At 71.5% G+C, this 26,969-nt stretch carries 26 protein-coding genes; 13 read left to right on the forward strand and 13 right to left on the reverse strand.

Features of this window, described 5'->3' with window-relative positions; genetic code table 11:
• The first annotated feature begins 73 nt into the window (after positions 1 to 73).
• The 3 genes from ACIQR3_RS09080 (at position 74) to ACIQR3_RS09090 (ending at position 2,617) form a co-directional block, all read left to right on the forward strand.
• Entirely contained in the window at positions 74 to 1,489 is a 1,416-nt protein-coding gene (locus tag ACIQR3_RS09080; protein ID WP_403536266.1) for an amidohydrolase, read from the forward strand.
• 97 nt (positions 1,490 to 1,586) lie between these two features.
• On the forward strand, positions 1,587 to 2,276 hold the full coding sequence (locus ACIQR3_RS09085; protein ID WP_403536268.1) for a DUF899 domain-containing protein: 690 nt from the start codon (positions 1,587 to 1,589) through the stop codon (positions 2,274 to 2,276).
• Between the two features lie 155 nt (positions 2,277 to 2,431).
• Positions 2,432 to 2,617, forward strand: a complete 186-nt coding sequence (locus tag ACIQR3_RS09090; protein WP_215167529.1) for a hypothetical protein — start codon at positions 2,432 to 2,434, stop codon at positions 2,615 to 2,617.
• A gap of 29 nt (positions 2,618 to 2,646) precedes the next feature.
• Here ACIQR3_RS09090 and ACIQR3_RS09095 read toward each other — a convergent pair whose 3' ends face one another.
• The 3 genes from ACIQR3_RS09095 to ACIQR3_RS09105 all read right to left on the reverse strand — a co-directional run bounded on the left by ACIQR3_RS09095 (position 2,647) and on the right by ACIQR3_RS09105 (position 6,086).
• Entirely contained in the window at positions 2,647 to 4,677 is a 2,031-nt protein-coding gene (locus ACIQR3_RS09095) for an ABC transporter ATP-binding protein (RefSeq protein WP_403536271.1), read from the reverse strand.
• 147 nt (positions 4,678 to 4,824) lie between these two features.
• A complete protein-coding gene (locus ACIQR3_RS09100) occupies positions 4,825 to 5,259 on the reverse strand; it encodes a hypothetical protein (RefSeq protein WP_403536274.1) in 435 nt (144 codons plus the stop codon).
• Entirely contained in the window at positions 5,256 to 6,086 is an 831-nt protein-coding gene (locus tag ACIQR3_RS09105) for an ATP-binding protein (RefSeq protein ID WP_403536276.1), read from the reverse strand. The genes ACIQR3_RS09100 and ACIQR3_RS09105 overlap by 4 nt, the downstream gene beginning before the upstream one ends.
• Positions 6,087 to 6,437: 351 nt before the next feature.
• Between ACIQR3_RS09105 and ACIQR3_RS09110 the strand changes: the two genes are divergently transcribed.
• From ACIQR3_RS09110 to ACIQR3_RS09120, 3 genes are all read left to right on the forward strand, one after another.
• Positions 6,438 to 7,298 carry a helix-turn-helix domain-containing protein gene (locus ACIQR3_RS09110; protein ID WP_403536278.1) on the forward strand — a complete coding sequence of 287 codons (861 nt, stop codon included), beginning with the start codon at positions 6,438 to 6,440 and terminating at the stop codon, positions 7,296 to 7,298.
• Entirely contained in the window at positions 7,298 to 7,573 is a 276-nt protein-coding gene (locus tag ACIQR3_RS09115) for a DUF397 domain-containing protein (protein WP_403536281.1), read from the forward strand. The genes ACIQR3_RS09110 and ACIQR3_RS09115 overlap by 1 nt, the downstream gene beginning before the upstream one ends.
• Before the next feature lie 202 nt (positions 7,574 to 7,775).
• A complete protein-coding gene (locus tag ACIQR3_RS09120; RefSeq protein WP_403536283.1) occupies positions 7,776 to 8,579 on the forward strand; it encodes an SAM-dependent methyltransferase in 804 nt (267 codons plus the stop codon).
• A gap of 343 nt (positions 8,580 to 8,922) precedes the next feature.
• On the opposite strand, the gene ACIQR3_RS09125 is transcribed toward ACIQR3_RS09120, so the two are convergent.
• Together ACIQR3_RS09125 and ACIQR3_RS09130 are read right to left on the reverse strand one after the other, a co-directional pair.
• Entirely contained in the window at positions 8,923 to 10,413 is a 1,491-nt protein-coding gene (locus tag ACIQR3_RS09125) for a glutamate synthase subunit beta (RefSeq protein WP_403536285.1), read from the reverse strand.
• Positions 10,414 to 10,571: 158 nt separating this feature from the next.
• The gene (locus ACIQR3_RS09130) at positions 10,572 to 11,051 is read right to left on the reverse strand and encodes a DUF1772 domain-containing protein (protein ID WP_403536287.1); all 480 of its coding nucleotides are present in this window, start codon (positions 11,049 to 11,051) and stop codon (positions 10,572 to 10,574) included.
• 159 nt (positions 11,052 to 11,210) lie between these two features.
• Between ACIQR3_RS09130 and ACIQR3_RS09135 the strand changes: the two genes are divergently transcribed.
• Entirely contained in the window at positions 11,211 to 11,843 is a 633-nt protein-coding gene (locus tag ACIQR3_RS09135) for a uridine kinase (protein ID WP_403536290.1), read from the forward strand.
• 19 nt (positions 11,844 to 11,862) lie between these two features.
• On the opposite strand, the gene ACIQR3_RS09140 is transcribed toward ACIQR3_RS09135, so the two are convergent.
• Entirely contained in the window at positions 11,863 to 12,990 is a 1,128-nt protein-coding gene (locus ACIQR3_RS09140) for a magnesium and cobalt transport protein CorA (RefSeq protein ID WP_403536293.1), read from the reverse strand.
• Between the two features lie 215 nt (positions 12,991 to 13,205).
• Here ACIQR3_RS09140 and ACIQR3_RS09145 point away from each other — a divergent pair, with 215 nt between their 5' ends.
• Positions 13,206 to 14,000 carry a methyltransferase domain-containing protein gene (locus ACIQR3_RS09145; protein WP_403536296.1) on the forward strand — a complete coding sequence of 265 codons (795 nt, stop codon included), beginning with the start codon at positions 13,206 to 13,208 and terminating at the stop codon, positions 13,998 to 14,000.
• Between the two features lie 199 nt (positions 14,001 to 14,199).
• Here ACIQR3_RS09145 and ACIQR3_RS09150 read toward each other — a convergent pair whose 3' ends face one another.
• Together ACIQR3_RS09150 and ACIQR3_RS09155 are read right to left on the reverse strand one after the other, a co-directional pair.
• Entirely contained in the window at positions 14,200 to 15,192 is a 993-nt protein-coding gene (locus ACIQR3_RS09150) for a carbohydrate kinase family protein (protein ID WP_403536299.1), read from the reverse strand.
• The gene (locus ACIQR3_RS09155) at positions 15,189 to 16,094 is read right to left on the reverse strand and encodes a pseudouridine-5'-phosphate glycosidase (protein ID WP_403536303.1); all 906 of its coding nucleotides are present in this window, start codon (positions 16,092 to 16,094) and stop codon (positions 15,189 to 15,191) included. The genes ACIQR3_RS09150 and ACIQR3_RS09155 overlap by 4 nt, the downstream gene beginning before the upstream one ends.
• Before the next feature lie 102 nt (positions 16,095 to 16,196).
• Here ACIQR3_RS09155 and ACIQR3_RS09160 point away from each other — a divergent pair, with 102 nt between their 5' ends.
• Positions 16,197 to 16,625 carry a VOC family protein gene (locus ACIQR3_RS09160; RefSeq protein WP_403536305.1) on the forward strand — a complete coding sequence of 143 codons (429 nt, stop codon included), beginning with the start codon at positions 16,197 to 16,199 and terminating at the stop codon, positions 16,623 to 16,625.
• A gap of 74 nt (positions 16,626 to 16,699) precedes the next feature.
• Here the strand turns inward: ACIQR3_RS09160 and ACIQR3_RS09165 are convergent, their stop codons facing one another.
• On the reverse strand, positions 16,700 to 17,254 hold the full coding sequence (locus ACIQR3_RS09165; protein WP_403536308.1) for a methylated-DNA--[protein]-cysteine S-methyltransferase: 555 nt from the start codon (positions 17,252 to 17,254) through the stop codon (positions 16,700 to 16,702).
• 71 nt (positions 17,255 to 17,325) lie between these two features.
• Positions 17,326 to 18,213, reverse strand: a complete 888-nt coding sequence (locus ACIQR3_RS09170; protein WP_403536311.1) for a glycerophosphodiester phosphodiesterase family protein — start codon at positions 18,211 to 18,213, stop codon at positions 17,326 to 17,328.
• A 276-nt stretch (positions 18,214 to 18,489) separates the two neighbouring features.
• Here ACIQR3_RS09170 and ACIQR3_RS09175 point away from each other — a divergent pair, with 276 nt between their 5' ends.
• The 3 genes from ACIQR3_RS09175 (at position 18,490) to ACIQR3_RS09185 (ending at position 23,011) form a co-directional block, all read left to right on the forward strand.
• Entirely contained in the window at positions 18,490 to 19,371 is an 882-nt protein-coding gene (locus tag ACIQR3_RS09175) for an MHYT domain-containing protein (protein ID WP_403536313.1), read from the forward strand.
• 40 nt (positions 19,372 to 19,411) lie between these two features.
• The gene (uvrB, locus tag ACIQR3_RS09180; protein WP_403536316.1) at positions 19,412 to 21,553 is read left to right on the forward strand and encodes an excinuclease ABC subunit UvrB; all 2,142 of its coding nucleotides are present in this window, start codon (positions 19,412 to 19,414) and stop codon (positions 21,551 to 21,553) included.
• Positions 21,554 to 22,009: 456 nt separating this feature from the next.
• Positions 22,010 to 23,011: a TerC/Alx family metal homeostasis membrane protein gene (locus tag ACIQR3_RS09185; RefSeq protein WP_403536319.1), complete on the forward strand. Its 1,002-nt coding sequence runs from the start codon at positions 22,010 to 22,012 to the stop codon at positions 23,009 to 23,011.
• Between the two features lie 168 nt (positions 23,012 to 23,179).
• On the opposite strand, the gene ACIQR3_RS09190 is transcribed toward ACIQR3_RS09185, so the two are convergent.
• Complete coding sequence (locus tag ACIQR3_RS09190) at positions 23,180 to 24,451, reverse strand: MFS transporter (RefSeq protein WP_403536322.1); 1,272 nt, start codon at positions 24,449 to 24,451, stop codon at positions 23,180 to 23,182.
• A gap of 193 nt (positions 24,452 to 24,644) precedes the next feature.
• On the opposite strand from ACIQR3_RS09190, the gene aroQ reads away from it, so the two are divergent.
• Entirely contained in the window at positions 24,645 to 25,118 is a 474-nt protein-coding gene (gene aroQ, locus ACIQR3_RS09195) for a type II 3-dehydroquinate dehydratase (RefSeq protein WP_403536324.1), read from the forward strand.
• Positions 25,119 to 25,381: 263 nt separating this feature from the next.
• Here aroQ and ACIQR3_RS09200 read toward each other — a convergent pair whose 3' ends face one another.
• A complete protein-coding gene (locus ACIQR3_RS09200) occupies positions 25,382 to 26,038 on the reverse strand; it encodes an MBL fold metallo-hydrolase (RefSeq protein ID WP_215172815.1) in 657 nt (218 codons plus the stop codon).
• A 156-nt stretch (positions 26,039 to 26,194) separates the two neighbouring features.
• Positions 26,195 to 26,902 (reverse strand): maleylpyruvate isomerase family mycothiol-dependent enzyme, encoded by a 708-nt coding sequence (locus ACIQR3_RS09205; RefSeq protein ID WP_403536326.1) that lies wholly within the window; start codon positions 26,900 to 26,902, stop codon positions 26,195 to 26,197.
• Positions 26,903 to 26,969: the final 67 nt, after the last annotated feature.

The raw sequence follows: 26,969 nt of genomic DNA on the forward strand, positions 1-26,969 counted from the left end.
TCGGATTCGGCGTGCGCGGTACCTCGGCTTGAGCGTGCGGTACACCGGCCTCGTCCCCCCGTACGTTGGCCCTATGACGCATCACGCGCAGCCACAACCCGTGCCGCCCGTGCCGCCCGCGCCGCCCACGCAGTCGGGGCAGCCCGCCGATCTCGTCATCACCGGATGCACCGTCCTCGTCCACGAGGGGGACGGCCCCGAGCACCTCGCGTTCAGGCCGGACGCCGGCATCGTCGTGCGGGACGGTGCCGTCGACTCCGTGACCACCGCCGAGGCGGTGGCCGTCCTGCCCGCCGTGGAACGCATCGACGCGCGCGGCCAGGTAGCCCTCCCCGGGCTGATCAACTGCCACACCCATGCGCCCATGGCCGTCCTGCGCGGCCTGGCCGAGGACCTGTCCACCGAGGAGTGGTTCAACGGCGTCGTCTGGCCGGTGGAGTCCAACCTGACCGCACGCGACGTCGAACTGGGCGCCCGGCTCGCCTGCGCCGAGCTGATCCGGGCCGGCGTGACCTGCTTCGCGGACCACTACTTCGCCATGGACGCGGTCGCCGACGTCGTCGCCGAGTCCGGGATGCGCGCGCTGCTGGGCCAGGCGTACTTCTCCTCGCAGGGCCCCGAGGGACGGGACCGCTCCCTCGACTTCGCGCTGCGGCGCCGGGGTGGTGCGGACGGCCGGATCACCACCGCCCTCGCCCCGCACGCCCCCTACACCGTCACCGACACCGACCTCGCCGCCACCGCCGAGCTGGCCCGCGCACACGGCCTGCCCGTCCATCTGCACGCCGCCGAGAACCGCGACCAGACCGAGACCAGCCTCACCCGGCACGGCGCCACCCCCATCGAGATCCTGGAACGCACCGGTGTCCTCGACACCGACGTGCTGATCGCGCACGGCACCGGCATCCTCGGACGCGACCTGCCGGTCCTGGCGCGCGCGGGCGGCCGTACGGCGGTGGCGACCGCGCCCCGCGGCTACCTCAAATTCGCCTGGCCCACCACCACGCCGGTCCGCGCCCTGCGCGCCATCGGCGTCGACGTGGGACTCGCCACGGACGGCGCCGCCTCCAACAACTCCCTCGACGTGTGGGAGTCGATGGCGCTCACCGCCCTGATCCAGAAGCAGACCGAGGGCGACCCGCGCTGGCTGACCGCGCGCCAGGCCCTGCACCACGCCACCGACCAGAGCGCCCGCGCGGTCGGCCTGGGGGAGACGGCCGGGCGGATCGCGCCGGGCCGGCGGGCAGACCTCGTCCTCGTCGACCTCACCGGACCACACACCCAGCCGGTGCACGACCTGGCCGCCACCCTCGTGCACAGCGCCCGCTCCAGTGACGTGCGCACGACCATCGTCGACGGACGGGTGCTGATGCGGGACCGCGAACTGCTCACGCTCGACGTTCCGGCCGTGGTGCGGGAACTGGAGCGGAGGCTGCCCGAGCTGGTCGAACGGGGCCACGGCCGGCGCGTCCAGACGTACGACACCTGACGCCGCCGAGAACGCGGAAAGTTTTTTCGCGCGCCGCGATGAGTTCCGCCGCCGCCACCGGTCCACCCCCTGACGGACCGTTGCACAGGAGGAGCCCATGTCGCTTCCCGAGATCGTCTCCCGCCACGAATGGCGCGCGGCGCGCGAGGCGTTGCTGGCCAAGGAGAAAGCGGCCACCCGCGCGCGTGACGCGCTCAACGCCGAGCGGCGCGGGCTGCCCATGGTGGAGATCGACAAGGAGTACGTGTTCGAGGGCGGCGACGGGAAGGCCACGCTGCTCGACCTGTTCGAGGGGCGGCAGCAGCTCATCGTCTACCACTTCATGTTCGCCCCCGAGTGGGACGCGGGCTGCCGCAGCTGCTCGGCGTTCCTGGACCAGATCGGCCACCTGGCGCACCTGCGGGCCCGCGGCACCTCGTTCGCGGCGGTCTCCCGGGCGCCGTACCCGAGGATCCTCCCCTTCAAGGCGCGGATGGGCTGGACGCTGCCCTGGTACTCGTCGTACATCACCGACTTCAACGAGGACTTCGAGGTCACCCTCGACCACGAGGGCGAGCTGACCGAGCGTCCTGGCCTCAGCTGCTTCCTGCGGGACCGCGACCGCGTCTTCCACACCTACTCGACGTACGAACGCGGCCTCGACTGCCTCGGCTCGACCACCAGCCTGCTGGACCTGACCGCACTGGGGCGCCAGGAGGAGTGGGAGGAACCCGCGGGGCGCGCGTCGGCCCTGGGGGCGCCCATGGGCAGTGAGCGCCTGCGGTACCACGATGAGTACGAAGACTGACACGCGCGGTGAGTGAGGGGCCCGAAAAGCCGCAATGATGCTCACTCTTTGCGGTGAACGCGTGTCAGCTACGTCTCGATACCGTCACTCGACGAGGTGTTCACCCCATCGTTGGCGTTTAACTCTACGAGTGCAACGCCAGATGGAGGTGCAGGGTGAACGGGCGAACAGTGCTCGAACGCTTTCCGGCCGGCGGACCGCGGGGGTCCTGGCCGGCCGAGGAGTTCGCCGACGCGCGGCGCCAGGAGGGACTGCCCGCCGAGGTCGTCATGGACCTCGCGACCGACATGTTCCTGGTGATCGTGCGGGGCGGCGAGGCAACCGGGGGCGCCGCGGCCTGAGCCGTGCGGTGCGCCGTCCGCGCGGCTGATCAGGCCGACTTGGGCGCGGGCACCGGGGCCTTCGGCGGGGTTTTCGGCGGGGTTTTCGGCGGGGACTTCTTGGCGGTCTTGTTCAGGGACTGCTTCCGGGTCGGCACCGGCGTCTGCGTGAACTGCTCGGCCTGGAGCGAGTACAGCTCGGCGTAGACCCCGCCGGTGGCGAGCAGTTCGTCGGGCGTCCCGGATTCCACGAGCCGGCCCTGGTCCAGGACGTGCACCAGATCCGCGTGGCGCGCGGACGCCAGCCGGTGCGTGATCAGCACGACCGTCTGTCCGCTGCCGGCCAGCGCCCGGATCTTCTCGAACACCTCCAGCTCGGCCCGCGCGTCGAGCGCCGCCGTCGGCTCGTCCACCACGAGGATGCGGCCCTTCCGGTACGCCGCCCGCGCGATCCCGAGCCGTTGCCACTGCCCGCCGGACAGCTCGTGGCCGCCGGTGAAGTGCCGGGCGAGCAGGGTGTCCAGGCCGCGCGGCAGGTCCGCGACCACGTCCCCGGCGCCGGCCTCGGCGACCGCGTCGGCCACCCGCCGCTCGTCCGGCGGCACGGTGGAGCGGCCCACGGCGACGTTCACCCGGGCGGTGAACGGCCACCGTTTGAAGTCCTGCGCCACCATCGCGATCCGTTCCGCCAGCTCCCGCCGGTCCGCGGCGGCGGCGTCCACCCCGTCCCACAGGACGCGTCCCCGCTCCGGGGTGTAGAGCCCGGCGAGCAGTTTGACCAGCGTGGTCTTGCCCGAGCCGTTCTCGCCGACGAGCGCGATGATCCGGCCCAGCGGGAGGGTGAGCGACACATCGTCCAGGGCGGGGCGCGCGGAGTCGCCCGGGTAGCGGAACGTGACGTTCTCGAAGCGGATCTCGCGCGGGTCGGCGGGCAGCGCCGTGCCGCCCTCCGGGATCGCCCGCTTGGCCGCTTCCACGTGCAGCCGCTCCAGGTCGCCGACGAACAGCGCCTCCTCGTGCAGCGCGTTCACCTCCACCACCAGGGTCTCCAGGCTCTGCGAGCCGGTGCGGATCGCGATCACCGCGGTGCCCGCCACCGACAGGGCCATCGCGCCGCCCAGCAGCAGCCCGCCGAGCGTCGCGTACGTCGCCGCCGTCGCCAGCCCCGTCCAGGCCGCCGCGATCAGACCGGTACGGGCCGCCAGCCCCGCCAGCCGGGCCTGCTCCGCCTCCGCCGTCTCCGACATCGCCCGGTAGTGCCGCAGCAGGAACGCGCCCACCCCGTGCACCCGGATCTCGGGCGCCGCCTCGGGTTCGATGAGCAGCCCGGCGATCAGCCGGCCGGCGCGCACGTGCTGCACCCAGGCCTGGAAGGACTCGTACCGGCGCCGGGCGACCGTCAGCGCGCTCCAGGCGCTCGGCAGGGTCATGGTCACCAGCAGCGGCAACAGCGCCGGGTGCAGCACGGTCAGCACACCGGCCGCCGCCACCAGCGAGATCAGCGCGTTGATCACGCGTGCGCTGTACGCGATCATGCGGCGGGCCGAGACGGCGCCGTACTGGGCGGTGTCCAGCAGTTTGTGGAAGGCGTGGTCCTCGATGGCCGCCAGTTCGACCTCGGTCGCCCGCTCCAGGTACTGCTCCGTCGCCACCCGCTCCACCTTGGGCTCCAGCCGCCCGGTGGCGTACGTGGTGGCCGCCCGCAGCAGCGCCGCGACCAGCATCATCGCGGCGACCGTGAACAGCGCGGGCAGGGCTTCGCGCAACCGCTCCTCGACCGGTCCCGCCGCCATCAGCCGGCTCAGCACGCTGTTGACCGCCAGCAGGCTCACCGCCTGCGCCACGCCCCGTCCGGCCTCGGCCGCCAGAACGGTCCGCGCGGCCACCGGATCGGCCTGCCGGGCGAGCCGGAAACTGGCGGCCAGCAGGGACGGCAGGCGGGTCACCATGGACCGGAAGCCCAGCTCCAGGAACGCGTCGGAGTGCTGGCTCCAGCCCGTGTCGTAGCGCAGGGGACCGCCGAAGAGCAGCCGCTCCGACTCCGACACCCCGGCCGGTTCCGCCCCACGCTTCTTCCGCACCGTCGGCCTCCCCCGATCGTGGACGGACGCCACTATGGCGGGGCGGCCCACGCGGGGACAGGGCGTGACCGGGGGACACCGGAGCGCGCGGGCGCACGACGGTTCCCGCGTGCGCCGAGGGGGTCCGGTGCTCAGCCAGGGGCCCGGTCAGGCGGTGACCGGGCGCGACCAGGACGGCGTGGTGCCCGTCAGCCGGCAGACCGCGAGGTAGAGGGGGATGGGCGGGGTGTACGGGACCTCGCCGTCCGGGCGGTAGAGCAGGCCGGGGACGTCGAGCAGGCCGTGCAGGACCGCGCCGGCGGCGTACTGCGCGGGCGCCGGCCACTCCATGGCGTAGTCGGAGTCGGAGGGGACGATCCACCACCAGTGCGTCTCGTCGGCGTAGACGCACCCCACACGGGGCAGCCGGGGCAGTACCCGCTGGCCCAGTACCGGAGGGAGTGCCACCGCGTCACAGCCCAGCGGGGCGCTCATGCCGTCTGGCACGGGGAGGCGGTGCGGTGTCCGTTGCGTGGTCAGTCGGCGCTGGAGTCGGACCAATGTGTCCAGGCCGCGTACCCGAGCACCCGATGCAGCCCTCACAGCCGTTCTCCCCCCGTTCCGTGCCGTGCCGTTCCGTGCCGTGCCGTTCCGTGCCGTGCCGTTCCGTGCCGGTCCGCTTCGTGTCGGTCCGGTTCATGCCGGTCCGGTTCGTGTCGGTCCGTTCCGTGCTGCCGTGCGTCGTGGGTCCGGTCGGCGGTGTCACCACCGCCCTCGTCGTCTCCGGAACCCGCGCCGGGCGGGGTGGGCGGGCCGGGCTTGGGGCGGGTACCCCATCCGAGGTCGCCGCGCGGCTCGGGCGCGACGGGGTGTCCGGGTGTACCGGACGGTTCAGGAGCTTCCGAGGGAGCGCTGGTTACGGACGGTTCCGGCGGAGCGTCGGCCGTGTGCGGCAGTTCTGCCCAGACCAGCAGCCCTGGACCGTGCTCCTGTGCACCCCAGGCGTGGCACAGGGCATCGACCAGGAGCAGTCCTCTGCCGTGCTCGTCCTCGGGCTGCCGCCGGGAGGACGGCTGCGGCTGACCCGGCGCGCACCCCTCGTCCCGTACGGCTATGCGGACCAGGTCGGCGCGGTCGGACAGCTCGCACACTATGCGGCTGCTCGCCGTGTGCACGATGGCGTTGGTGACCAGCTCCGAGACGACCAGAGCCGCTGTGTCGCAGGTGTCCTCACACACCGACCAGCCGGTCAGCCGGGCGCGCGTCAGGCGTCTGGCCTGGGCCGGGGAACCCGGATGGGCGGCCAGCTCGAAGCGGAACCGGCGCTCGGCAGCTGGCCCGCAGGGGGCGGCTCCCGTGGCGGCGCCCGGGCCGTGGGGGCCCGAGGCGGCCTCTGTTCCTAAAGGCGCGGACGGAATCACGCTTGCCACTATCGCCCCGCCGGGAACACTTGGCAAGAGTCACTCTGAAAATTGCAGAGTGCTGTGTGACGTTCTGGACGGGCGTGGCACACTGCTCGCAACAGCACGTCGAGCGGCGCCACTTCAGATCCGGCCCGAGGTCTGACCGGACTCCGGGAACGGGTCCGGGGAGGGCGCCGCCGGGCTGTCCGCGCGCGCTCGCGGCCGGCCTCGGCGCGCTCGGCGGACGTCAGTACTGCTCGATACGGATCGTGCGGCTTGTGCAGCTGGTCCGGCTAGTACAGCTGGTCCGGCTCGTACAGCTGGTCCGGCTCGTACGGCTCGACACGTGACAAAGGGACTCTTCGTGGAGGTGGAACGGTGAGCGAACCGCGGTCCGCGCCGACCGTCGGTCAGGTCGTCCTCGGCCGTCGCCTGCTGGACCTGCGGGAAAGCGCCGGGATGAAGCGCGAGGAAGCCGCCCGCATCCTCCGGGTCGCCCCCGCCACGGTCCGCCGTATGGAGATGGCCGAGGTCGCGCTGAAGATCCCGTACCTCCAGCTGCTCCTGAAGGCGTACGGCGTCTCCGAGGAGGAGGCCGACGCCTTCGTCCTGCTGGCCGAGGACGCCAACAAACCGGGGTGGTGGCAGCGCTTCCACGACATCCTGCCCGGCTGGTTCTCGATGTACGTCAGCCTGGAGGGCGCCGCAGCCCTCATCCGGTCCTACGAGCCGCACTTCGTTCCCGGACTGCTCCAGACCGAGGCCTACGCGCGCGGGGTGCTGCAGTCGGGCGCCATCGGCCAGACCCGCCCCGACGACATCGAACGCCATGTCGATCTGCGGATGCGACGCCAGGAACTGCTGACCCGCAAGGACGCGCCCCGCCTGTGGGTCGTCATGGACGAGACCGTGCTGCGTCGCCCGGTCGGCGGCCCGGAGGTGATGCGGGACCAGGTCGACAGACTGCTCGACGCCGCGGAGCTGCCCAACGTGACCCTTCAGGTCGCCCCGTTCGCCAACGGGCCGCACCCCGGCACGTACGGGCCCTTCGTGCTCTTCAGATTCGCCGTGCCGGAACTCCCGGACATGGTGTACAGCGAGTACCTGACCGGCGCCGTCTACCTCGACGCGCGTGCCGAGGTGGCGGCCCACCTCGAGGTCATGGACCGCATGGCGGCGCAGGCCGCTACGGCACATCGCACAAAAGAGATCCTCCGGGATCTCCGCAAGGAGCTGTAATGGATCGCATCACGTCCCAGCCCAGGCCACGGATACGCGGCCAGCGCATCTACAACGGCATGCCCGCGCGCGAGCTGGGCAGCGAAGGCTGGCACAAGCCGTGGAGCGGCGGCAACGGCGGCAACTGCCTGGAGGCGATGAAGCTCGCCGACGGGCGGATCGCCGTCCGCCAGTCCACCGACCCCGACGGGCCCGCGCTGATCTACACGTCCGACGAGATGACGGCCTTCATCGAGGGAGCGAAGGCCGGAGAGGCGGACTTCCTGCTCTCCTGAACCTGCTCTCCTGAACCTGATCTCTCGAACCTTTGTGCACCACTTGCCTCTAAGCCTCTCGCTCCACTTGATCACTGATCTTGATTACCGATCTTGATCGCTGACTTCGACCACTGACTTCGACCACTGACTTTCGTCACTGACTTTGGTCACTGACCTTGATCGCTCACCGCCCACCCGGCTCAGCCCTCTGGAGTCCGTCATGACCGGACAGCAGCCCGTCGAGATCGACACGAGCAGACCTCACCCCGCACGCATGTACGACTGGTACCTCGGCGGCAAGGACAACTACCCCGTCGACGAGGAGATGGGCCGTCAGATGCTCACCCTCGACCCGCGGGTCCCGGTGATGGCGCGCGTCAACCGCGCGTTCATGCACCGGGCCACCCGCTGGCTGTCGCGCCAGGGCGTACGGCAGTTCCTGGACATCGGCACCGGCATACCGACCGAGCCCAACCTCCACCAAGTCGCCCAGGAGACCACACCCGACGCCCGCGTCGTCTACTGCGACAACGACCCCATCGTGCTGGCCCACGCGGCGGCTCTGCTGCGTGGCACCCCCGAAGGGGCGACCGAGTACCTCCAGGCCGACGTCCGCGACCCGGACGCCATCCTGGACGGCGCCCGCAAGGTACTGGACCTCGACCGTCCCGTCGCGCTGTCGCTCATCGCGCTGCTGCACTTCGTCTCCGACGAGGACGGCGCCCACGACCTGGTCCGCCGCCTGCTGGCCGCACTGCCCTCCGGCAGCTACCTCGTGGTGACCCACGCGACCTCCGACTTCACCCCCGAGGAGTCGCGGGCGGCCACCGAGAAGCTCAAGGCCGCGGGGGTCACCCTGGCCCTGCGCTCCCGCGAGGAGTTCACGCGTCTCTTCGACGGCCTCGACCTCGTCGAACCGGGCGTCCAGGTGCCCCACCTGTGGCACCCCGAACTGGGCGAGCCGGTGCCCGGCCAGGAGGACGGCGTGATTCCCGGGTACGGGGCAGTGGCACGCAAGCCTTGACCCAGGGCGCGGGCTGCTCCCCGTCCCGAGGCGGGCTGCTCCCGTCCCGAGACGGGCTGCTCCCGTCCCGAGCCGGGGTGTTCCCGTCCCGAGGCCGGGCTGTCCCCGTCCCGGGGCCGGGCTGTCCCCGTCCCGGGGCCGGGCTGTCCCCGTCCCGGGGCCGGGCTGTTCCCGTCCCGAAGCCGAGCTGCTCCCGTCCCGGGGCCGAGCTGCTCCCGTCCCGGGGCCGGGCTGTTCCCGTCCGGGGCCGGGGTTGCTCCCCGTCCGGCGAGGGGCGGGTTGCTGCCTGTTCCGGCCCGTCGGGTCGTCGGTCGGTCGCGGAGCCGGGCGCGACGACTGTCGCTCAGGCCGTCATCGGTCGGTCGTACGGACCGATCGGTGCCGGCAGGGGCGAGGGCCGGCCGGTCAGGTGGCGGTCGACGGCCGCCGCCACCGCCCGCCCCTCCGCGATCGCCCACACGATGAGCGACTGCCCGCGGGCGGCGTCCCCCGCGGCGAACACCCCGGGGACGTTCGTCTCGAACCCCGCGCCCCGCGCGAGCGTGCCGCGCGGGTCCAACTTCAGCCCCAACTGGCCGACCAGCCCGTCCGCACGGTCCGGCCCGGAGAAACCGAGGGCGAGCAGCACCAGATCGGCCGGGAGCGTCCGCTCGGCGCCGGGCAGCGGGCGGCGCCCGGCGTCCACTCCGGTCAGGTGCAGCTCCCGCACATGCCCGTCCGCGTCCCCGGTGAGACGCAGCGTGGACGCCGCGAACAGCCGTGCGTCCGAGTCCGCCACCGGCGCGGAACGCAGGTCCCGCGCCTCCTCGTGCGCCGCCGACAGCCGGTACAGCCGCGGGTACGTCGGCCACGGCTCTGCCTCCTCGTCGCGTTCCGTACCCGGCTGCGCGTAGATGTCCAGCTGGGTCACGGACGCGGCGCCGTCCCGTACCGCCGTGCCCAGACAGTCCGCCCCCGTGTCACCCCCGCCGACGATGACGACGTGCTTCCCGGCGGCGGACAGCGGAGAGGCCCCGAGATCCCCCTCGCACACCCGGTTGGCCAGCGGCAGATACTCCATCGCCTGATGCACTCCGGCCAACTCCCTTCCCGGCACCTCCAGTTCCCGCCACGCCGTCGCCCCCGTGGCGACCACCACGGCGTCGTACCTCGCCCGCAACTCCTCCGCGGCGACGTCCCGCCCGACCGCCGTGGACGTACGGAACCTCGTCCCTTCCGCCCGCATCTGCTCGATCCGCCGCTCCAGATGCCGCTTCTCCATCTTGAACTCGGGGATGCCGTACCGCATCAGCCCCCCGATCCGGTCGTCCTTCTCGTACACGGCGACCGTGTGCCCCGCCCGGGTCAGCTGCTGTGCCGCCGCGAGACCCGTGGGCCCCGACCCGATCACCGCCACCGTCCGGCCCGACAACCGGTCCGGCGGGCACGGCGGCGTGAGGCCCTCCTCCCATGCCCGGTCGGCGATGGCGCACTCGACGTTCTTGATGGTGACGGCCGGCTGATTGATCGCCAGCACGCACCCCGCCTCACACGGCGCCGGGCACAACCGGCCCGTGAACTCAGGGAAGTTGTTGGTGGCGTGCAGCCGCTCACTCGCCGCCCGCCAGTCCTCCCGGGAGACCAGGTCGTTCCACTCGGGGATCAGGTTGCCCAGTGGACAGGCTTGGTGGCAGAAGGGGATGCCGCAGTCCATGCAGCGGTCGGCCTGCTCGCTGATGATCGGCAGCAGGGCCCCGGGGACATACACCTCGTCCCAGTCGCGCACCCGTTTCTCCACCGGCCTGCGGGGCCACTCCTGGCGGGGCGTGGTGATGAATCCCTTGGGGTCGGCCATGGCCGTCTCCCTTGTGTGCGCGGGGTCAGGCCGTGCGCGGGCGCCGCACTCTCCCTGCCACGATACGTCCGGCCGGCCACCCCCGCAGGGCGGCCGCGGCGGCACCTGATCGCTGGCGTCCACAGGGCCGGCATCGGGTGCTGGGCGTCGGGCGTCGCTCAGGTGAGGGCCGATATGTACGACACCGCCGCTCCGGCCGACGCCGCCGTACGGACGTGGTTCCACGCCGTCCACTCGCGTACGTACCTGGGCCAGTACGCGGTCGCCTCCGTGCTCTCCGGCTCCAGCCGGGCCAGCGCGTCGTTGCGGGGCACGTTGGCGGCCATGGTGAGCCCGAACGAGCCGATCAGGTGCAGCCCGCTGCCCAGGAGCAGTTCCACGGTGCCCTCCTCCGGCCAGAGCACGAAGGTCACCACGGCGAGCACCGCGCACAGCAGCGCCGACCCGACGAACAGGACCATGAACGGCGGTGTCACCGCGGCCACGTTGATCGCCTGCATCGCCGCCACGCCCCGCGCGGGCGGCAGCGCGGCCAGTCCGCGCATGACGAAGGCCGAGAAGCCGAAGAAGACGCCGGCCACCAGCCCTGTCCCCAGTACTCCCAGCACCGTCAGCGCGAAGTACGGCCCCTCGATCATGATGTCCGCCCCCGCTCTTCGATGAATGTCATCCGTCCCCCCCGTGATGTGTTCCCTCGTCTTCGCCACCCGAGCCCTGCCCGGGAGGTCCCCCCCGCCCAGCCGGTGTGCCGTGTGCCCGTGCCTTCGGCCTCTCGGGCCTGTCGCATCATGGGTGCTGTGGGATGGGAAGCGATCACCTGGGACCGGCTCGGCGGCCTGCTCGCCGAGCGTCTGCTCGACTCGAAACCGGCCGACGGCGGTCCCTGGTGCCGCGTCGCCATCGACGGCGCGCCCGCGGCCCGCCCCGGTGACCTCGCCGAGCGGGTCGCCGAGGCGCTCCGTCCTCTCGGGCGGCCCTCTCTGGTCGTCGGCACGGACGGCTTCCTGCGCCCCGCCTCGCTGCGCCTCGAACACGGCCGCCAGGACGCCGACTCCTACTACGACGGCTGGTACGACACCCGCGCTCTGTGGCGCGAGGTCTTCGGCCCCCTCGAGCCGGGCGGCGACGGGCGGGTCCTGCCCGACCTCTGGGACCCGGTCACCGACCGCGCCACCCGCAGCCCCTACGTCCACCTCCCGCCCGGCGGGATCCTGCTGCTGCACGGTCCCTTCCTGCTGCGCCACTGGTTCCCCCTCGACCTGAGCGTCCACCTTCTCCTCACCCCCGGCGCACTGCGTCGTCGTACCGCCGAGGCCGAGCGGTGGACGCTGCCCGCCTTCGAACGCTACGAACACGAGACCGGCCCCGCCGGTGCCGCGGACATCCTGGTCCGTGCCGACGACCCGCGTCACCCCGCCTGGAACGGGTGATGCGTCCGGAGCGCGTCGTTCACAGCCAGTCGTTCCGCCGGAATCCCCGGTACAGCGTCAGACAGGCGACGGCGATCACGCCCAGGACCAGGCCGTAGCCGTACCGCCACCGCAGTTCCGGCATGTGGTCGAAGTTCATGCCGTACATGCCGCAGACCATGGTCGGCACGGCGACGATCGCCGCCCAGGCCGTGATCTTCCGCATGTCGGCGTTCTGCGCGACCGTGACCTGTGCGAGGTGTGCCTGGAGGATGGAGTTGAGCAGTTCGTCGAAGGCGGCTATCTGCTCCGTGGCCCGCAGCAGGTGGTCCGAGACGTCACGGAAGTAGGCCTGTATCTCCGGGTCCACCACCCGGATCGGCCGGGTGGCCAGCTCCTCCAGGGGCCGGCCCAGTGGTACCACCGCCCGCTTCAACTCCAGGAGCTCGCGTTTGAGCTGGTAGATCCGCCCGGGGTCGAGCCGTGCGCCGTCCTCCGCGAACACGGCCGTCTCGACATGGTCGACATCCGCCTGCACCGCGTCGATGGCGGTGAGGAAGTCGTCGACGACATGGTCCGCGACCGCGTGCAGCACCGCCGAGGGGCCCTTGGCGAGCTGCCGGGGGTCGGACTCCAGCTCCTCGCGCAGCGGCCCCAGTGAACCGTGCCGTCCGTGCCGCACGGTCACCACGAAGTCCTGGCCGGTGAAGACCATGATCTCGCCGGTGTTCACCACCTCGCTGGTGGCCGTCAGTTCCTCGTGTTCTACGTAACAGACCGTTTTGAAGACCGCGAAGAGCGTCTCCCCGTACCGCTCCAGCTTCGGACGCTGATGGGCCTCGACGGCGTCCTCGACCGCCAGCGGATGCAGATCGAACAGTTCCGCGATGTCCGCGAACTCCTCGTCCGTGGGCTCGTGCAGCCCGAGCCAGACGAAACCGTCCCCACGCTTGCGTACCCGCTCCACCGCGTCCACCAGACCGACAGCCCCGGGCACGCGAATCCCGTCCCGGTACGTCACGCAGTTGACCACCGAAGAGCCCAGCGGGGAGCGCGCGGGATGGCTGAGGTCGACGCGCGGACGCCGGCGGGCGAGCCGCGCCACGCGGCGGAGGTGTCCGCCCTTGCCGAGGCTCGTGACCTTCCGCAGATTCCCTGCCATGGACATACGGATCTCCTCGCGTGCTACCCCGTGCGCCGTGCTTCCCGCGCCTGCCGCGCCAGTCTGCCAGGCCGGCGCGGACCTCGGACGGGCCTGTGGAAAGGGGAGATTCCGCTTGGTTCCCGACTGTGGACAACCGGTCGTACTCGAATGCGGACAGCCGGGTTCCGTTCGGAGCGTCGGCCCCTTCCGACAAGCCGGGCAACTGGGATGATCGCCCCATGACGCGAACCGACGGATATCTCCTCGACAACCGGCAGACCGAGGCGGCGGAGCGTTTCGATGCCTTCGCCACCCTCTTCGATCCCACGACGTTCCGGCTCCTCACCGCCATGGGCATCGGACCGGGCTGGCGCTGCTGGGAGGTCGGAGCCGGCGGCACCTCCGTGGTCTCGTGGCTGGCCAAGAAGGTGGGCCCCACGGGACGGATCGTCGCGACCGACATCGACACCTCGCGTCTCGCCCCGGCCGCCCGGCCGCCGGTCGAGGTGCGGATGCACGACGTGGGCGCTCAGGACCCGCCGGGCGAGGGGTTCGACCTGGTGCACGCCAGACTCGTACTCGTTCATGTACCGGAGCGGGAACGGGCGTTGCGGTCCATGGTCAGGTCCCTGCGCCCCGGCGGGCGCCTCCTGGTGGAGGACGCCGACCCCGCGCTTCAGCCGCTGCTGTGCCCCGACGAGTACGGGCCCGAGCAGCAACTGGCGAACCAGCTGCGGCACGCCTTCCGCAAGTTGCTGGCCCGTCGTGGCGCCGACCTGTCCTACGGCCGGCAACTGCCGCGGCTGCTGCGGGAGGCCGGTCTGCGCCGGGTCGAGGCGGACGCCCACTTCCCGGTGACGTCGCCCGCCTGCGCCGCCCTGGAGTCCGCCACGATCCGCCAGGTCCGCGACCAGCTCGTCACCGCCGGCCTCGCCACGGACCAGGACATCGACCGTCATCTCGCGAACGTCGCCTCGGGGTCCATGGACCTGGCCACGGCCCCCATGATCTCGGCGTGGGGGCGCAAGGCGTAGCCCGGTGGCGCGGCGGCCGAGCGCCGCCGGACCGCCGACGTGCAGGGTCCGCACGAACGGCGCTCGGCCTCCGCTCCGGTTCCTGTCCCTCAGCGGAGGTGAGACCGCTGTCGTCAGCCTGGCGGGCGGGAGCGGCCGCCGTGCGGGAAGCCGGGAGCTGTCGCCGTAGCGGGGCCGGGCCGCACGGCGAGCCCGCGCGTCAGCCGCCGAGGGCCGGGGGCCGGACACAGGCGGGCCGACCGCCCACCCGCGCAACCGCCTCCGCCCCCGCCCGGCACCCCCGCGCCGCCGCCTCCGCCGGTCCCGCCCCCGACAGCAGGGCCGCGAGGAACGCCCCGGTGAAGGCGTCACCCGCGCCCGTCGTGTCCCGGGGCGTCGCCGCTACGGCGGGCACCCGGGCGCACACGGCACCGCCGCGCGCCACCACCGCACCGTCCGCTCCCAGCTTGGCGACCACGAGCGGCACCCGACGGCTCAACTCGACCGCCGCGCCGACCGCAGCGTCTGCCCCTGCGTCGGTCCTTGCGTCGGTCCTTGCGTCGGCCACCGAGCCGTCCGTCCGGGACAGCCCCGTCAGCAGACATGCCTCGTCACGACTCGGCAGGAGTACGTCCACCCCCTGGACGAGGGAGAGGAACCGGTCGGCACCCAGTTCCGCGAGGAAACCGGCCGACGCGGGATCCAGACTCACCGGCACCCCACGCGCGCGTGCCGCTTCCAGCGCGACCGCCACCAGCGCGCGGCCCGGCGCCGAGAACAGCAGGTACCCCGACAGATGCAGGTGCCCGACACCGTCGAGCAGCGTGTCCGACCAGTCGCCGGGCGCGAGCCGGAGCGACGCCCCGCTGTCCGTCAGGAACGTCCGCTCGGCCGAGGCACCCGCGTCGACCAGGCAGACGACCGTCCCCGTCGGCGCCTCCTCGTCCACCACCAGACGGGGCCGTACCCCGGCCGCCACCAGCTCCCGCTCGTGCCAGACCGCCGCGTCCGCACCGACCCGCCCGAACAGCCGTACGTCCTGCAAGCCCTGGTGAGCGGCCCAGCAGGCCACATTGGCGCCCGCGCCACCGGGCAGCCAGCGGATCGAGGCGGCCGTGTCCGTACCGACGGCCAGCGGCCCGCGGGGACGGACGACGATGTCCGTGACCACGTCCCCGACCACCAGCAGCGCGCCGTCCGGCCTCGCCGTCACGCTCCGGCCCAGGCCGCCGCCACCCGTGCCGCCAGCCGCACGTTGCCGCGCACCGCCGCCAGGTTGGCGCGCAGCGAGGCCCCGTCCGTGTGCCGCACCAGGTGGTCGAGGAGGAACGGGGTGACCGCCTGCCCGCCGACGCCCTCCTCCGCGCACGCGCGCAGCGCGTCGGCGAGCACCCGCGCGTGCACCTCAGGATCGAGCTGCTCCTCCTCGGGCACCGGATGGGCGACGATCAGCGCCGACTCCGGCGTCCCGAGCGCGTCCTGCGCCCGCATCACCGACGCCACCTCCTCCGGCGTACGCAGCGTCCAGTCCACCGGATGGCCCGAATCGGACAGGTAGAAGCCGGGGAACCGGTCCGTGCCGTACCCGGCCACCGCGACCCCCAGGGTCTCCAGCCGCTGGAGCGTCGCCGGCACGTCCAGGATCGACTTCACCCCCGCGCAGACCACGGTGACACGGGTGCGTGCCAGCAGGCCCAGGTCGGCCGACTCGTCCTGCGTCACCGTCCACTCCCGGTGCACCCCGCCCAGCCCACCGGTGGCGAAGACCCGGATGCCCGCCCCCGCCGCCAGCGACGCGGTCGCCGAGACCGTGGTCGCCCCGCTCGCCCCGGCCGCGACCGCGAGCGGAAGGTCGCGGTGACCGAGTTTGCGGATACCGTCCTCGTTCGCGATCCGTTCCAGCTGCTCCTTCCCGAGTCCGACGTGGGGCCGTCCGTCCAGCACGGCGATCGTGGCCGGAACGGCTCCCTCCTGCCGTACCGCCTCCTCCAGCTCCCGCGCCACCTGGAGATTGCGCGGACGCGGCAGTCCGTGCGCGATGATCGTGGACTCCAGGGCCACCACGGGCCTGCGCGAGTCGACCGCCTCCCGCACCTCTTCCGACACCACCAGCACCACAGGTACGCCTCCTGTCCGTCGGCTCTCCCTCATCTCTGGCGGGCACGGCGCCGGGCCAAACCCTTGCGGCCCCCGGGGCCCGGCACCAGGCTGGTGACCATGACGGACAACACGGCACGCCTCGACCACGTCGTCCTCTGGGTGCGCGACCCGCTCACCTCGGTCGGCTTCTACGAGAAGACGCTGGGCATGGAGCCCTTGCGGGTCACTGAGTTCGCGGCGGGAACGGTGCCCTTCCCCTCCGTACGCCTCAACGAGGAGACGATCTTCGATCTCATGCCGCTCACCATGGGCCCGCGGATGACGATGCTGCCCGATGCCGCCGACAGCTCGGGCCATCCGGTCAACCACGTCTGCCTGTCCCTGCCGGAAGGCGACTTCGACGCGCTGCGCGGCCGCCTGGAGGACCAGGGCGCCCCGGTCTCGGACTTCTCGTACGACTCCTACGGGGCCCGGGGCATGGCCAGGCGCAGCTTCTACTTCACCGACCCGGACGGGAACATCTTCGAGGCGCGGCACTACGCCTGACCCGAGGGCCACGTGACCCGAGGGCGCCTGCCGGGTCACCGGACCCGCACGGACCGCGTCCGGCAGCCGAGCCGTCAGAACAGCGGCTCGGGCAGCACTCCCTCCAGCGCGAGCAGCTTCCTCTTGGTCTCCAGGCCGCCCCCGAACCCCCCGATGCCGCCGTCGCTCTCCACGACCCGGTGGCAGGGCACGACGATCGGCAGTGGATTGGCGCCCATCGCCATGCCCACGGCCTGGGCCGCGCCCGGCTGGCCCACCCGGCCGGCGAGATCGCCGTAACCGACGACCGTCCCGTAGCGGACCCCGGACGCCAGCTCCCGCAGCACCTCCCGGTTGAACCCGGATATCAGCGACCAGTCCAGGGGCAGGTCGAAGGTGTGCCGGTCACCGGAGAAGTACGCCCCCAACTGCTCCGCCGCCTCCGTCAGCAGCGGGGTGCCGGGTGCCTCCACCGGCTCGGCGCCCAGCCGCGCCGCGAGCCGGTCCAGCGCCCGGCCGCGGACCGGCCCGGTGGCGTGGAACACGACGTTGACCAGGCCCTCGCTGGTCGCGGCGAGCAGCAGCGGACCGATGCCGCTGCCGACGACGGTCCACGCCACCCGCGGCTCGTACTGCCCATGGCTGTCCATGCGCACCACCGTACGGCCCGCCACTGACAACGCCCCGCGGAACCGGCGGTCCTCCTCCGGTACGGGCGCGGTCATTCGGTTCCCGGCACACCCCCGCGCGTCGCGTCCCGGATCACGTCGGGCCGGTTGGTGATGATGCCGTCGACGCCGTACCCGGCCGTCAGCCGGGCGGCGTCCGCGTCGTCGACCGTCCAGGCGAAGACCTCCAGCGGCCTGCCGTGCGGCCCGTCGAACGCCTGGACCGTGGACACGTAGACCGGCGAGAGCGAGCCGTAGGAGGGATTGATCTGGTCGGTGAACTCGGCGTACGCGGGCAGGTCGGACACGGGCGGCGTGCCCAGGAACCCGGTCTTGACGGCCGGTTTCAGCTCATGGACGGTGCGCACACTGTCCGCGCTGAAGCTCTGCACGACCAGCCGGCCGACGACGTGCCGCCGGTCCAGCCAGCCTTCGTTGCCGAGGATCTTGAGGGTCTCCCGCTCGATGCCGGGGTACAGCTCAGGATTCTTGATCTCCAGCAGCAGCTTCTGGTGGTGGTGCTCGACACGGTCGACGTACTCCTCCAGCGTCGGCACGCGCGCGCCCGCGTAGGCGGCGCCGAACCAGCTTCCGGCGTCCAGGCGCGCGATCTCGGCGGCCGTGAAGTCCTTCACCTTCCAGGGCGCCCGGTCGGGGAAGACCTCCTCGGCGTCGGTGGTGCGCCGCAGACTGTCGTCGTGGAGGACGACGAGTTCGCCGTCCTTCGTGCGCTGGACGTCGTTCTCCACCCAGTCGATGCCCAGCTCGGCCGCCTTGTCGACGGCGGCCAGGGTGTTCTCCGGCGCGTAGGCGGAAGCGCCCCGATGGGCGACGACCACCGGTCCCGGCCCGCCGTGGGACCCCTGGGCCCAGGAGGCGGGCGCCAGCAGGGCAGCTCCCAGGAGCGCGGTGGTCGTGACGGCAACAGCGCGCGCGTGCATGCGTACTCCTCGCGTCGAGTGATCACGAACAGCACCACTGTGACAGCGGACTGTCAACGGCGGAGGAGTGTGGAATGGCCACAGGCTGAATGGAGTTGCTCAACTGTGCTCACGGGGGCGGCACAACTGGGGCAAGGCCGTGATTCTTTGCCGGAGAATCGTTCGACCATTCCGGTGGCGGTCATACTTCTCTGGACCCGGACCGCCCGTGCGGTCCTGGGAGGGGGACGTACATCGGGGGAGCCAGGACGTAACAGGGCGGAAGGACAGCCGCGCATGCAAGGCACGGTCGACGGATTCAGTTACGGACTCGTCACACCGCTGGTGGCCTACCTGATGGCCTGCCTCGGCGGTGCCCTCGGCCTGCGCTGCACCACCAGGTCCATGCTGGTCGCCCGGTCATGGCGGCCCGGATGGCTGGCGCTGGGCTCGGCGGCGATCGGCTCCGGCATCTGGACCATGCACTTCATCGCGATGATGGGGTTCAGGGTCGAGGGCACACCGATCCGCTACGACATGCCGATGACGTTCGCGAGCCTGGCCGTCGCCATCGTGATGGTGGGCATCGGCATCTTCATCGTCGGCTACCGGGACGCCGGCGGAGCGGCCCTGTTCACCGGCGGCACGATCACCGGTCTGGGCATCGCCTCGATGCACTACCTGGGCATGGCCGGCATGCGCCTCGACGGGGACCTGGAGTACAACACCGTCACCGTCGCGATGTCCGTCGTCATAGCGATGGCCGCCGCCACCGCGGCCCTGTGGGCGGCGGGGCAGGTCCGCGGCCTCCTGTGGAGCGTCGGCGCCAGTCTGGTCATGGGGCTCGCGGTCGCCGGCATGCACTACACGGGTATGGCCGCGCTCGACGTCCATGTGCACGGCACGGCCGGACCCGTCCCCGGCGACTCGCCCGCCGCCCTCCTCGCGCCCATGCTGATCGGCCCGCTCGCCTTCCTCCTCCTCGCGGGCGTGGTCGTGATGTTCGACCCGCTCATGGTGGTGGGCGAACCCGTCCGGCGCCCGGTCGACCACAAGCCCGGCATCCCCGCGCACCCCGTCGGCCCCGGCCCGGCCCGCCACCCGGCGGCCCGCCACCCCGCCCTCCGCTACCGCCGCCCGCTGGCCCACCGGCGCTCCCGGACCCCGCAGAACCGCTGATCCGGGCCCATTGTCAGTGGGGGGTCGTACGGTTGATGGCATGCGGCCCGTTTCCCACATCGAACGCACGGTGGCGCCCTTCGAGGTCGTCAGCCCCTACCAGCCGAGCGGCGACCAGCCGGCGGCGATCGCCGATCTCGCCCGGCGCGTCCAGGCAGGCGAGAAGGACGTCGTCCTGCTCGGCGCCACCGGCACCGGCAAGTCCGCCACCACCGCGTGGATGATCGAGAAGCTCCAGCGGCCGACCCTCGTGATGGCCCCGAACAAGACCCTGGCCGCCCAGCTGGCCAACGAGTTCCGCGAGCTGCTGCCGAACAACGCGGTCGAGTACTTCGTCTCGTACTACGACTACTACCAGCCCGAGGCGTACGTCCCTCAGTCGGACACCTACATCGAGAAGGACTCCTCGATCAACGAGGAGGTCGAGCGGCTGCGCCACTCCGCGACCAACTCGCTCCTCACCCGCCGCGACGTCGTCGTGGTCGCGTCGGTCTCCTGCATCTACGGCCTGGGTACGCCCCAGGAGTACGTCGACCGCATGGTCCCGCTCCGCGTCGGCGACGAGTTCGACCGGGACGAGCTGCTGCGCCGCTTCGTGGACATCCAGTACACGCGCAACGACATGGCCTTCACCCGGGGCACCTTCCGGGTCCGCGGCGACACCATCGAGATCTTCCCGGTCTACGAGGAGCTGGCCGTCCGGATCGAGATGTTCGGCGACGAGATCGAGGCGCTCTCCACCCTCCACCCCGTCACCGGCGAGATCATCAGCGACGACCAGCAGCTCTACGTCTTCCCGGCCTCCCACTACGTCGCCGGCCCCGAGCGCCTGGAGCGGGCGGTCAACGACATCGAGAAGGAACTGGGGGAGCGCCTGGCCGAGCTGGAGCAGCAGGGCAAGCTCCTGGAAGCCCAGCGGCTGCGGATGCGGACGACGTACGACCTGGAGATGCTCCGCCAGATCGGCAGCTGCTCCGGCGTCGAGAACTACTCGATGCACTTCGACGGCCGCTCGCCCGGCTCCCCGCCCAATACCCTGCTGGACTACTTCCCGGACGACTTCCTGCTCGTCATCGACGAGTCGCACGTCACCGTGCCGCAGATCGGCGCCATGTACGAGGGCGACGCCTCCCGCAAGCGCACCCTCGTCGACCACGGTTTCCGGCTGCCCTCCGCGCTCGACAACCGCCCGCTGAAGTGGGAGGAGTTCCAGGAGCGCATCGGACAGGCGGTCTACCTGTCGGCCACTCCCGGGCAGTACGAGCTGTCCCGCTCGGACGGCGTCGTCGAGCAGATCATCCGTCCCACCGGCCTCGTCGACCCGGAGGTCGTGGTCAAGCCCACCGAGGGCCAGATCGACGACCTGGTGCACGAGATCCGCACCCGCACCGAGAAGGACGAGCGCGTCCTGGTCACCACGCTCACCAAGAAGATGGCCGAGGACCTCACCGACTACTTCCTGGAGCTGGGCATCCAGGTGCGCTATCTGCACAGCGACGTCGACACCCTGCGCCGCGTCGAGCTGCTGCGTGAGCTGCGCGCCGGCGAGTACGACGTGCTGGTCGGCATCAACCTCCTGCGTGAGGGCCTCGACCTGCCCGAGGTCTCCCTGGTGGCGATCCTCGACGCCGACAAGGAGGGCTTCCTGCGCTCCGGCACCTCGCTGATCCAGACCATCGGCCGCGCGGCGCGCAACGTCTCCGGCCAGGTCCACATGTACGCCGACAAGATCACCCCGGCGATGGAGAAGGCCATCGACGAGACCAACCGCCGCCGGGAGAAGCAGGTCGTCTACAACAAGGCGAAGGGGATCGACCCCCAGCCGCTCCGCAAGAAGATCAACGACATCGTGGCGCAGATCGCCCGCGAGGACGTCGACACCGAGCAGCTGCTCGGATCGGGGTACCGCGGCCAGTCCAAGGACGGAAAGGGCGCCAAGGCCCCCGTCCCCGCGCTCGGCGGGAAAGCCGCGGGGGGCGCCAAGTCCGGCAGGAAGAAGGCGGGGGAGACGGCGCCGACCGACCGTCCCGCGGCCGAGCTGGCGGAGCAGATCGAGGAGATGACCGCCCGGATGCGGGCCGCCGCGGCGGAGCTCCAGTTCGAGATCGCGGCCCGGCTGCGCGACGAGGTCTCCGAGATGAAGAAGGAACTGCGCCAGATGAAGGAGGCCGGCCTGGCCTGACGGCGGGCCGGACGCGCTGCACCGCAAGACCGTCCCGCTTCGCTGTGGCACGCGCCGGTGTGCCTGACCCCGGTGGCCGACGACCGCTTGGTCGGCCACCGGGTCAGGCCCGCCTGAGCGTCCTGATCTGCGGGCATGTCCGGATCTGAGCGCCCTCGCTCGTGCCGCCCGGCAGCCGACGGACGACCGAGTGACCAAGAGCTGGTAAAAAGCTCCCACCTGGCACTTTGGGCAAAATTAGCGAAACCCTTTACCAATCCTTGGGGATTGGGTACTGTTTTTCGTACGGAGGGGAGTACTCCCTGTCTGCTGCGACGTGCCCGTCAATACGGATCAGGCCAGATCCCGGGGCGTCGGCCCGTGGTCCGCGTGCGTCTGGCACGCCGGATCCCGGGTGGAAGAGACCTCCGGCAGCGACGACGCTGACACCTGCCGTTACGTACTGCCGGAGGCGCAGTGGAAGTTACGACGACTTTGTGGGTCCTGACCATCGTGGGCCTTGCCGCCCTCATCGCGGTCGATTTCTTCATCGGCCGCAAACCGCACGACGTGTCGATCAAGGAAGCCGGGATCTGGACGGGCGTCTGGATCGCCCTGGCCGCGCTGTTCGGGCTCGGTCTGCTCCTCTTCGGCGGCGGCCAGCCCGCCGGTGAGTTCTTCGCGGGCTTCATCACCGAGAAGTCCCTGAGCGTCGACAACCTCTTCGTCTTCGTCCTGATCATGGCGAAGTTCGCGGTGCCCTCGCAGTACCAGCAGCGAGTGCTCCTCATAGGCGTCCTCATAGCCCTGGTGCTCAGGGCCGTGTTCATCGCCGCCGGCGCCGCGATCATCGCCAGCTTCGCCTGGGTCTTCTACATCTTCGGAGCGTTCCTGATCTACACCGCCTGGAAGCTCATCCAGGAGGCCAGGGCCGACGAAGAGGACGAGGAGTACGAGGAGAACAAGCTGCTCAAGGCCGCCGAGCGTCGCTTCGGCGTGGCCGACCGCTACCACGGCACCAAGCTGTGGATCCAGCAGAACGGCAAGCGGGTCATGACCCCGATGCTGGTCGTGATGCTCGCGATCGGCACCACCGATGTGCTCTTCGCCCTGGACTCGATCCCCGCGATCTTCGGTCTCACCCAGGACCCGTACATCGTGTTCACGGCCAACGCCTTCGCCCTGATGGGCCTCAGGCAGCTGTACTTCCTCATCGGCGGCCTGCTGAAGAAGCTCGTCCACCTCTCCTACGGCCTGTCGATCATCCTGGGCTTCATCGGAGTCAAGCTCGTCCTGCACGCGCTCCACGAGTCCGGCGTCCACGTCCCCGAGATCAGCATCCCGGTCTCGCTCGGCGTGATCTGCTCGGTCCTGATCGTCACCACGATCACCAGCCTGAGGGCGACCAGGAAGCAGGCGGAGGCCGAAGCGGCCGACGCCCGGGACGAAGACGCACCGAAGAACAGCGTCGACGTCTGACCTCCGGGAAGCTCCGCAGCAGGCCGACCACGGGACCGTGCTGAGCCCCTCGGACGTAGGGGCGACAAGACCGGCACAGGAATCGGCCCCGGGAGCGGCGCACGGCACATCGCCGGCACCGCTCCCGGGGCCTTCCCGCCTGTACCGGCCTCACGGACAGGCCGCCCGTCACCCCGAAACGGGCGCCGCGACCGGCACCGGTGCCGGACGCGTCTCCGGCAGCAGCGCGAAGCAGCCGAGGCTGAGCAGCGCGATCGCCGTCAGATACGCACCCACGGCCCAGGGCACACGGCCACCCTGCTCCGCCAGGGCCGTTGCCACGATGGGCGTGACGGCTCCGCCCACCACCCCGCCGAGATTGTACCCCACCGCGGCACCCGTACAGCGAACCCGCGCCTCGTACAGTTCCGGCAGATACGCCGCGATCACCGAGAACATCGTGATGAAGGCGATCATCGCCACCAGGAAGCCCAGGAACATCAACAGCGGCTCGCCGGTGGCCAGGAGCGCGACCATCGGGAACATCCACACCGCCGCCGCTCCGCATCCGATCAGGCACACCGGCCGGCGCCCGTAGCGGTCGCCGAGCAGTGCGAACACCGGCGTGAGAGCGCCCTTCACCACCACCGCGGCCATGATGCAGACCAGCATCACGCTCCGCTCCACCCCGAGCCGCTCCGTCGCGTAGGCGAGGGACCAGGTCGAGACGGTGTAGAAGATGGCGTACCCGATCGCCAGGGCTCCGGCGGTCAGCAGGACCAGCCGCCAGTGGTCCCGCACCACCTCGGCGAACGGGACGCGCGCGCGGCCGTCCAGCTCCAGGAAGCGGGGACTCTCCGCGAGCGACGACCGCAGCCACAGCCCGACCAGGGCCAGCACACCCGCCGCCCAGAACGGCACCCGCCACCCCCACTGGGCGAACTGCGCGTCCGACAGTGACGCGGAGAGCACCAGGACCACGCCGTTGGCGAGCAGGAAACCCAGCGCTGGTCCGACTTGGGGAAAACTCGCCCACAGTGCGCGCCGCCCGGCCGGCGCGTGCTCCGCGGTCAGCAGCACCGCGCCGCCCCACTCCCCGCCCAGCCCCAGCCCTTGCAGGAAACGCAGCGCGATGAGGAGCAGCGGAGCCGCCACCCCGATCGTGTCGTACGTCGGCACACAGCCGACCGCGACCGTCGACGCCCCGGTCAGCAGCAGGGAGAGGACGAGGACCGGCCGTCGTCCGTGGCGGTCCCCGATGTGCCCGAACAGCACCGACCCCAGCGGCCGGGCCACGAAGCCGACACCGAACGTGCCGAAGGCGGCCAGCGTTCCCGCCAGCGGGGAGATCGTCGGGAAGAACAGCGGCCCCAGGACCAGAGCTGCCGCGGTCCCGTAGACGAAGAAGTCGTAGAACTCGATCGCCGTGCCGGCGAGCGCGGCGCCGGCCAGTCGCGGCATGGAGGGCGCCTTCGCGGCGCGTCCATCGTGTACTTCGTGCATGCTGCGCCAACTACCCACAGTGATGGGCGGTTACGGGGCGCTCAAGGGGTGTGCGGGGCAGTGGACGGCGGTAATGCGCTGGGCGGGCGCCGTGATAAACCGGGGCGGACAGCGGTCCGGCGGACCGCCCACCCGACGGACCGGAGGAACCGTGCCCCGCACCCTGGCCAACGCACCGATCATGATCCTCAACGGCCCCAACCTGAACCTGCTCGGCCGGCGCCAGCCGGAGATCTACGGGTCCGACACCCTGGCCGACATCGAGACGCTGTGCGTCAAGGCAGCGGACGCGCACGGCGGCACGGTGGATTTCCGCCAGTCCAACCACGAGGGCGAACTGGTCGACTGGATCCACGAGGCCCGCTCGAACCACTGCGGCATCGTGATCAACCCGGCCGCCTACTCGCACACGTCCGTCGCGCTCCTGGATGCGCTCAACACCTGCGACGGGCTTCCGGTGGTGGAGGTCCACATCTCCAACATCCACCAGCGTGAGCAGTTCCGGCACCACTCCTACGTGTCGCAGCGTGCCGACGGCGTCATCGCGGGCTGCGGTGTGCAGGGGTACGTGTTCGGCGTGGAGCGGGTCGCCGCGCTGGCGGGGGCGGGGCGGACCCAGGCGTGATGCCGGTGCCGCTGGTGCGATCCCGCCGGGCCGCCGGTCCGGGGGAGGGGAAGGGAACGGGGAAGAGAGACCGGCGGCCCGGGGTGCCGCACGGGAACGCCTTCCGCGCGGAACCGGCACCAGTTGACCGCGCGGGTGGTGTGCGCCGGTAGCGCGCGTACGGGCCGGTCGTGTGCGAAGGGTTCACACGGGGCGTGCGCGGCGCCCGCGCCGGGCGCGCCCCGTGCACCGCGCCTCGTTCGGTCCCCGGGCCGCCCCGGGAGTCACCACCCGCGCGCGTGCCACTCCGGCAGGTGCGGGCGTTCCGCGCCCAGGGTGGTGTCGTTGCCGTGTCCGGGGTAGACCCAGGTCTCGTCCGGCAGCGGGTCGAAGATCTTCGTCTCGACATCGTGGATCAGACTCGCGAACGCCTCCGGGTCCTTCCAGGTGTTGCCCACGCCGCCCGGGAAGAGGCAGTCCCCGGTGAACACATGGGGATGCCCGTGGGGGTCGTCGTAGACGAGGGCGATCGAGCCCGGCGTGTGCCCGACGAGGTGGCGCGCGGTGAGCCGTACGCGCCCCACTCGGATGGTGTCGCCGTCGTCCACCGGGACGTGGGTGGGGACGGGGATGCCCTCGGCGTCGTGCCGGCCGGCGTAGGTGCGGGCGCCGGTGGCGGCGACCACCTCGGCCAGCGCCTGCCAGTGGTCGGCGTGCTGGTGGGTGGTGACGACGGACGCGACGCCGTCGGCACCGATCGTGCCGAGCAGCGTCTCGGCGTCGTTGGCGGCGTCGATCAGCAACTGCTCGTCGGTGGCCCGACAGCGCAGCAGATAGGCGTTGTTGTTCATCGGGCCGACCGCGATCTTGGTGATCATCAGGTCCTTGAGCTCGTGCACGTCGGCGGGGCCGCCGACCCTCACCTCTCCGCTGTACGTCATGGCCGCCAGCCTAGGGCCTGTCGTTTGGATCAGGACGCAGGGCATCGGCGGGACTTGTCCACGCTGGTGCGCGTGCCCAGGCCCCGCGTCTGCGGCGTGATCCAAACGCCAGGCCCGTGCGGCCAGACCCGGCCTGGGACTCGCGGGGCTGTGCGGCTACAGCGGGGGAAGGGCCGGCAGCGGCCCGCCCGTCACGGTGAGGCCCGAGCCGTCGCGGCGGCCCGCGAGCCAGCCGAGCAGATCGGCCCGACCGCCCGCGACGGTGACCTCGATGGCCTCCGTCCCCGTCCCACCCCAATCCCGTTCCCGTCCCGTGCGCCACGCGCGCGTGCCGTCCGTGATCCGCGCCGGTGGCACGTCCCGGTGCTCCGCGAACCGCTCGGCGAGGAAGCCGATCTCCCGCTCGGTGAACTCCGCCGGCAGGTCCTCCAGCTCGTATCCGATCCCGAGGTCCACGTGGTGCAGTTCGACCTCGATCCACCGCCGGAACGGCACCTGTGAGGCGGCGTCGGTGACCCCGTTGCGCAGCGTGACGGTGCGCGACCAGTCCGCCGGTACGGCTGTCGCCCGCTGGAAACGGGCCGCGCTTTCGCGCACGTCCGCGATCTGCGCGACGAGGGGACGCGGAGCGTCCCGCTCGATGTCGGCGTCCCGGGCCGCGCCGGAGACGTACATGGGCCGTCCCTCGAGGACGTTCACGAGCGCGTCCGCGTTGCGGGCGAGATGGGCCAGGACATGCCCCCGGGTCCAGCCGGGAAGTCGTGACTGCTCGGTCACCTTCGCGTTGTCCAGTTCACCGACCGCGCTGAGCAGCCGCTCGGTAGCGTCCTGTACAGACGCCAGGTCATGCGCGTGATCCGTCATGCCACCGACCCTAGGACGCGCCACCCCTTCGGGTGAAGGAGGCCGCCCGTACCCGTGAATCGAATGT

This window comes from Streptomyces sp. NPDC090994 (assembly GCF_044768905.1).
Lineage (GTDB): Bacteria > Actinomycetota > Actinomycetes > Streptomycetales > Streptomycetaceae > Streptomyces.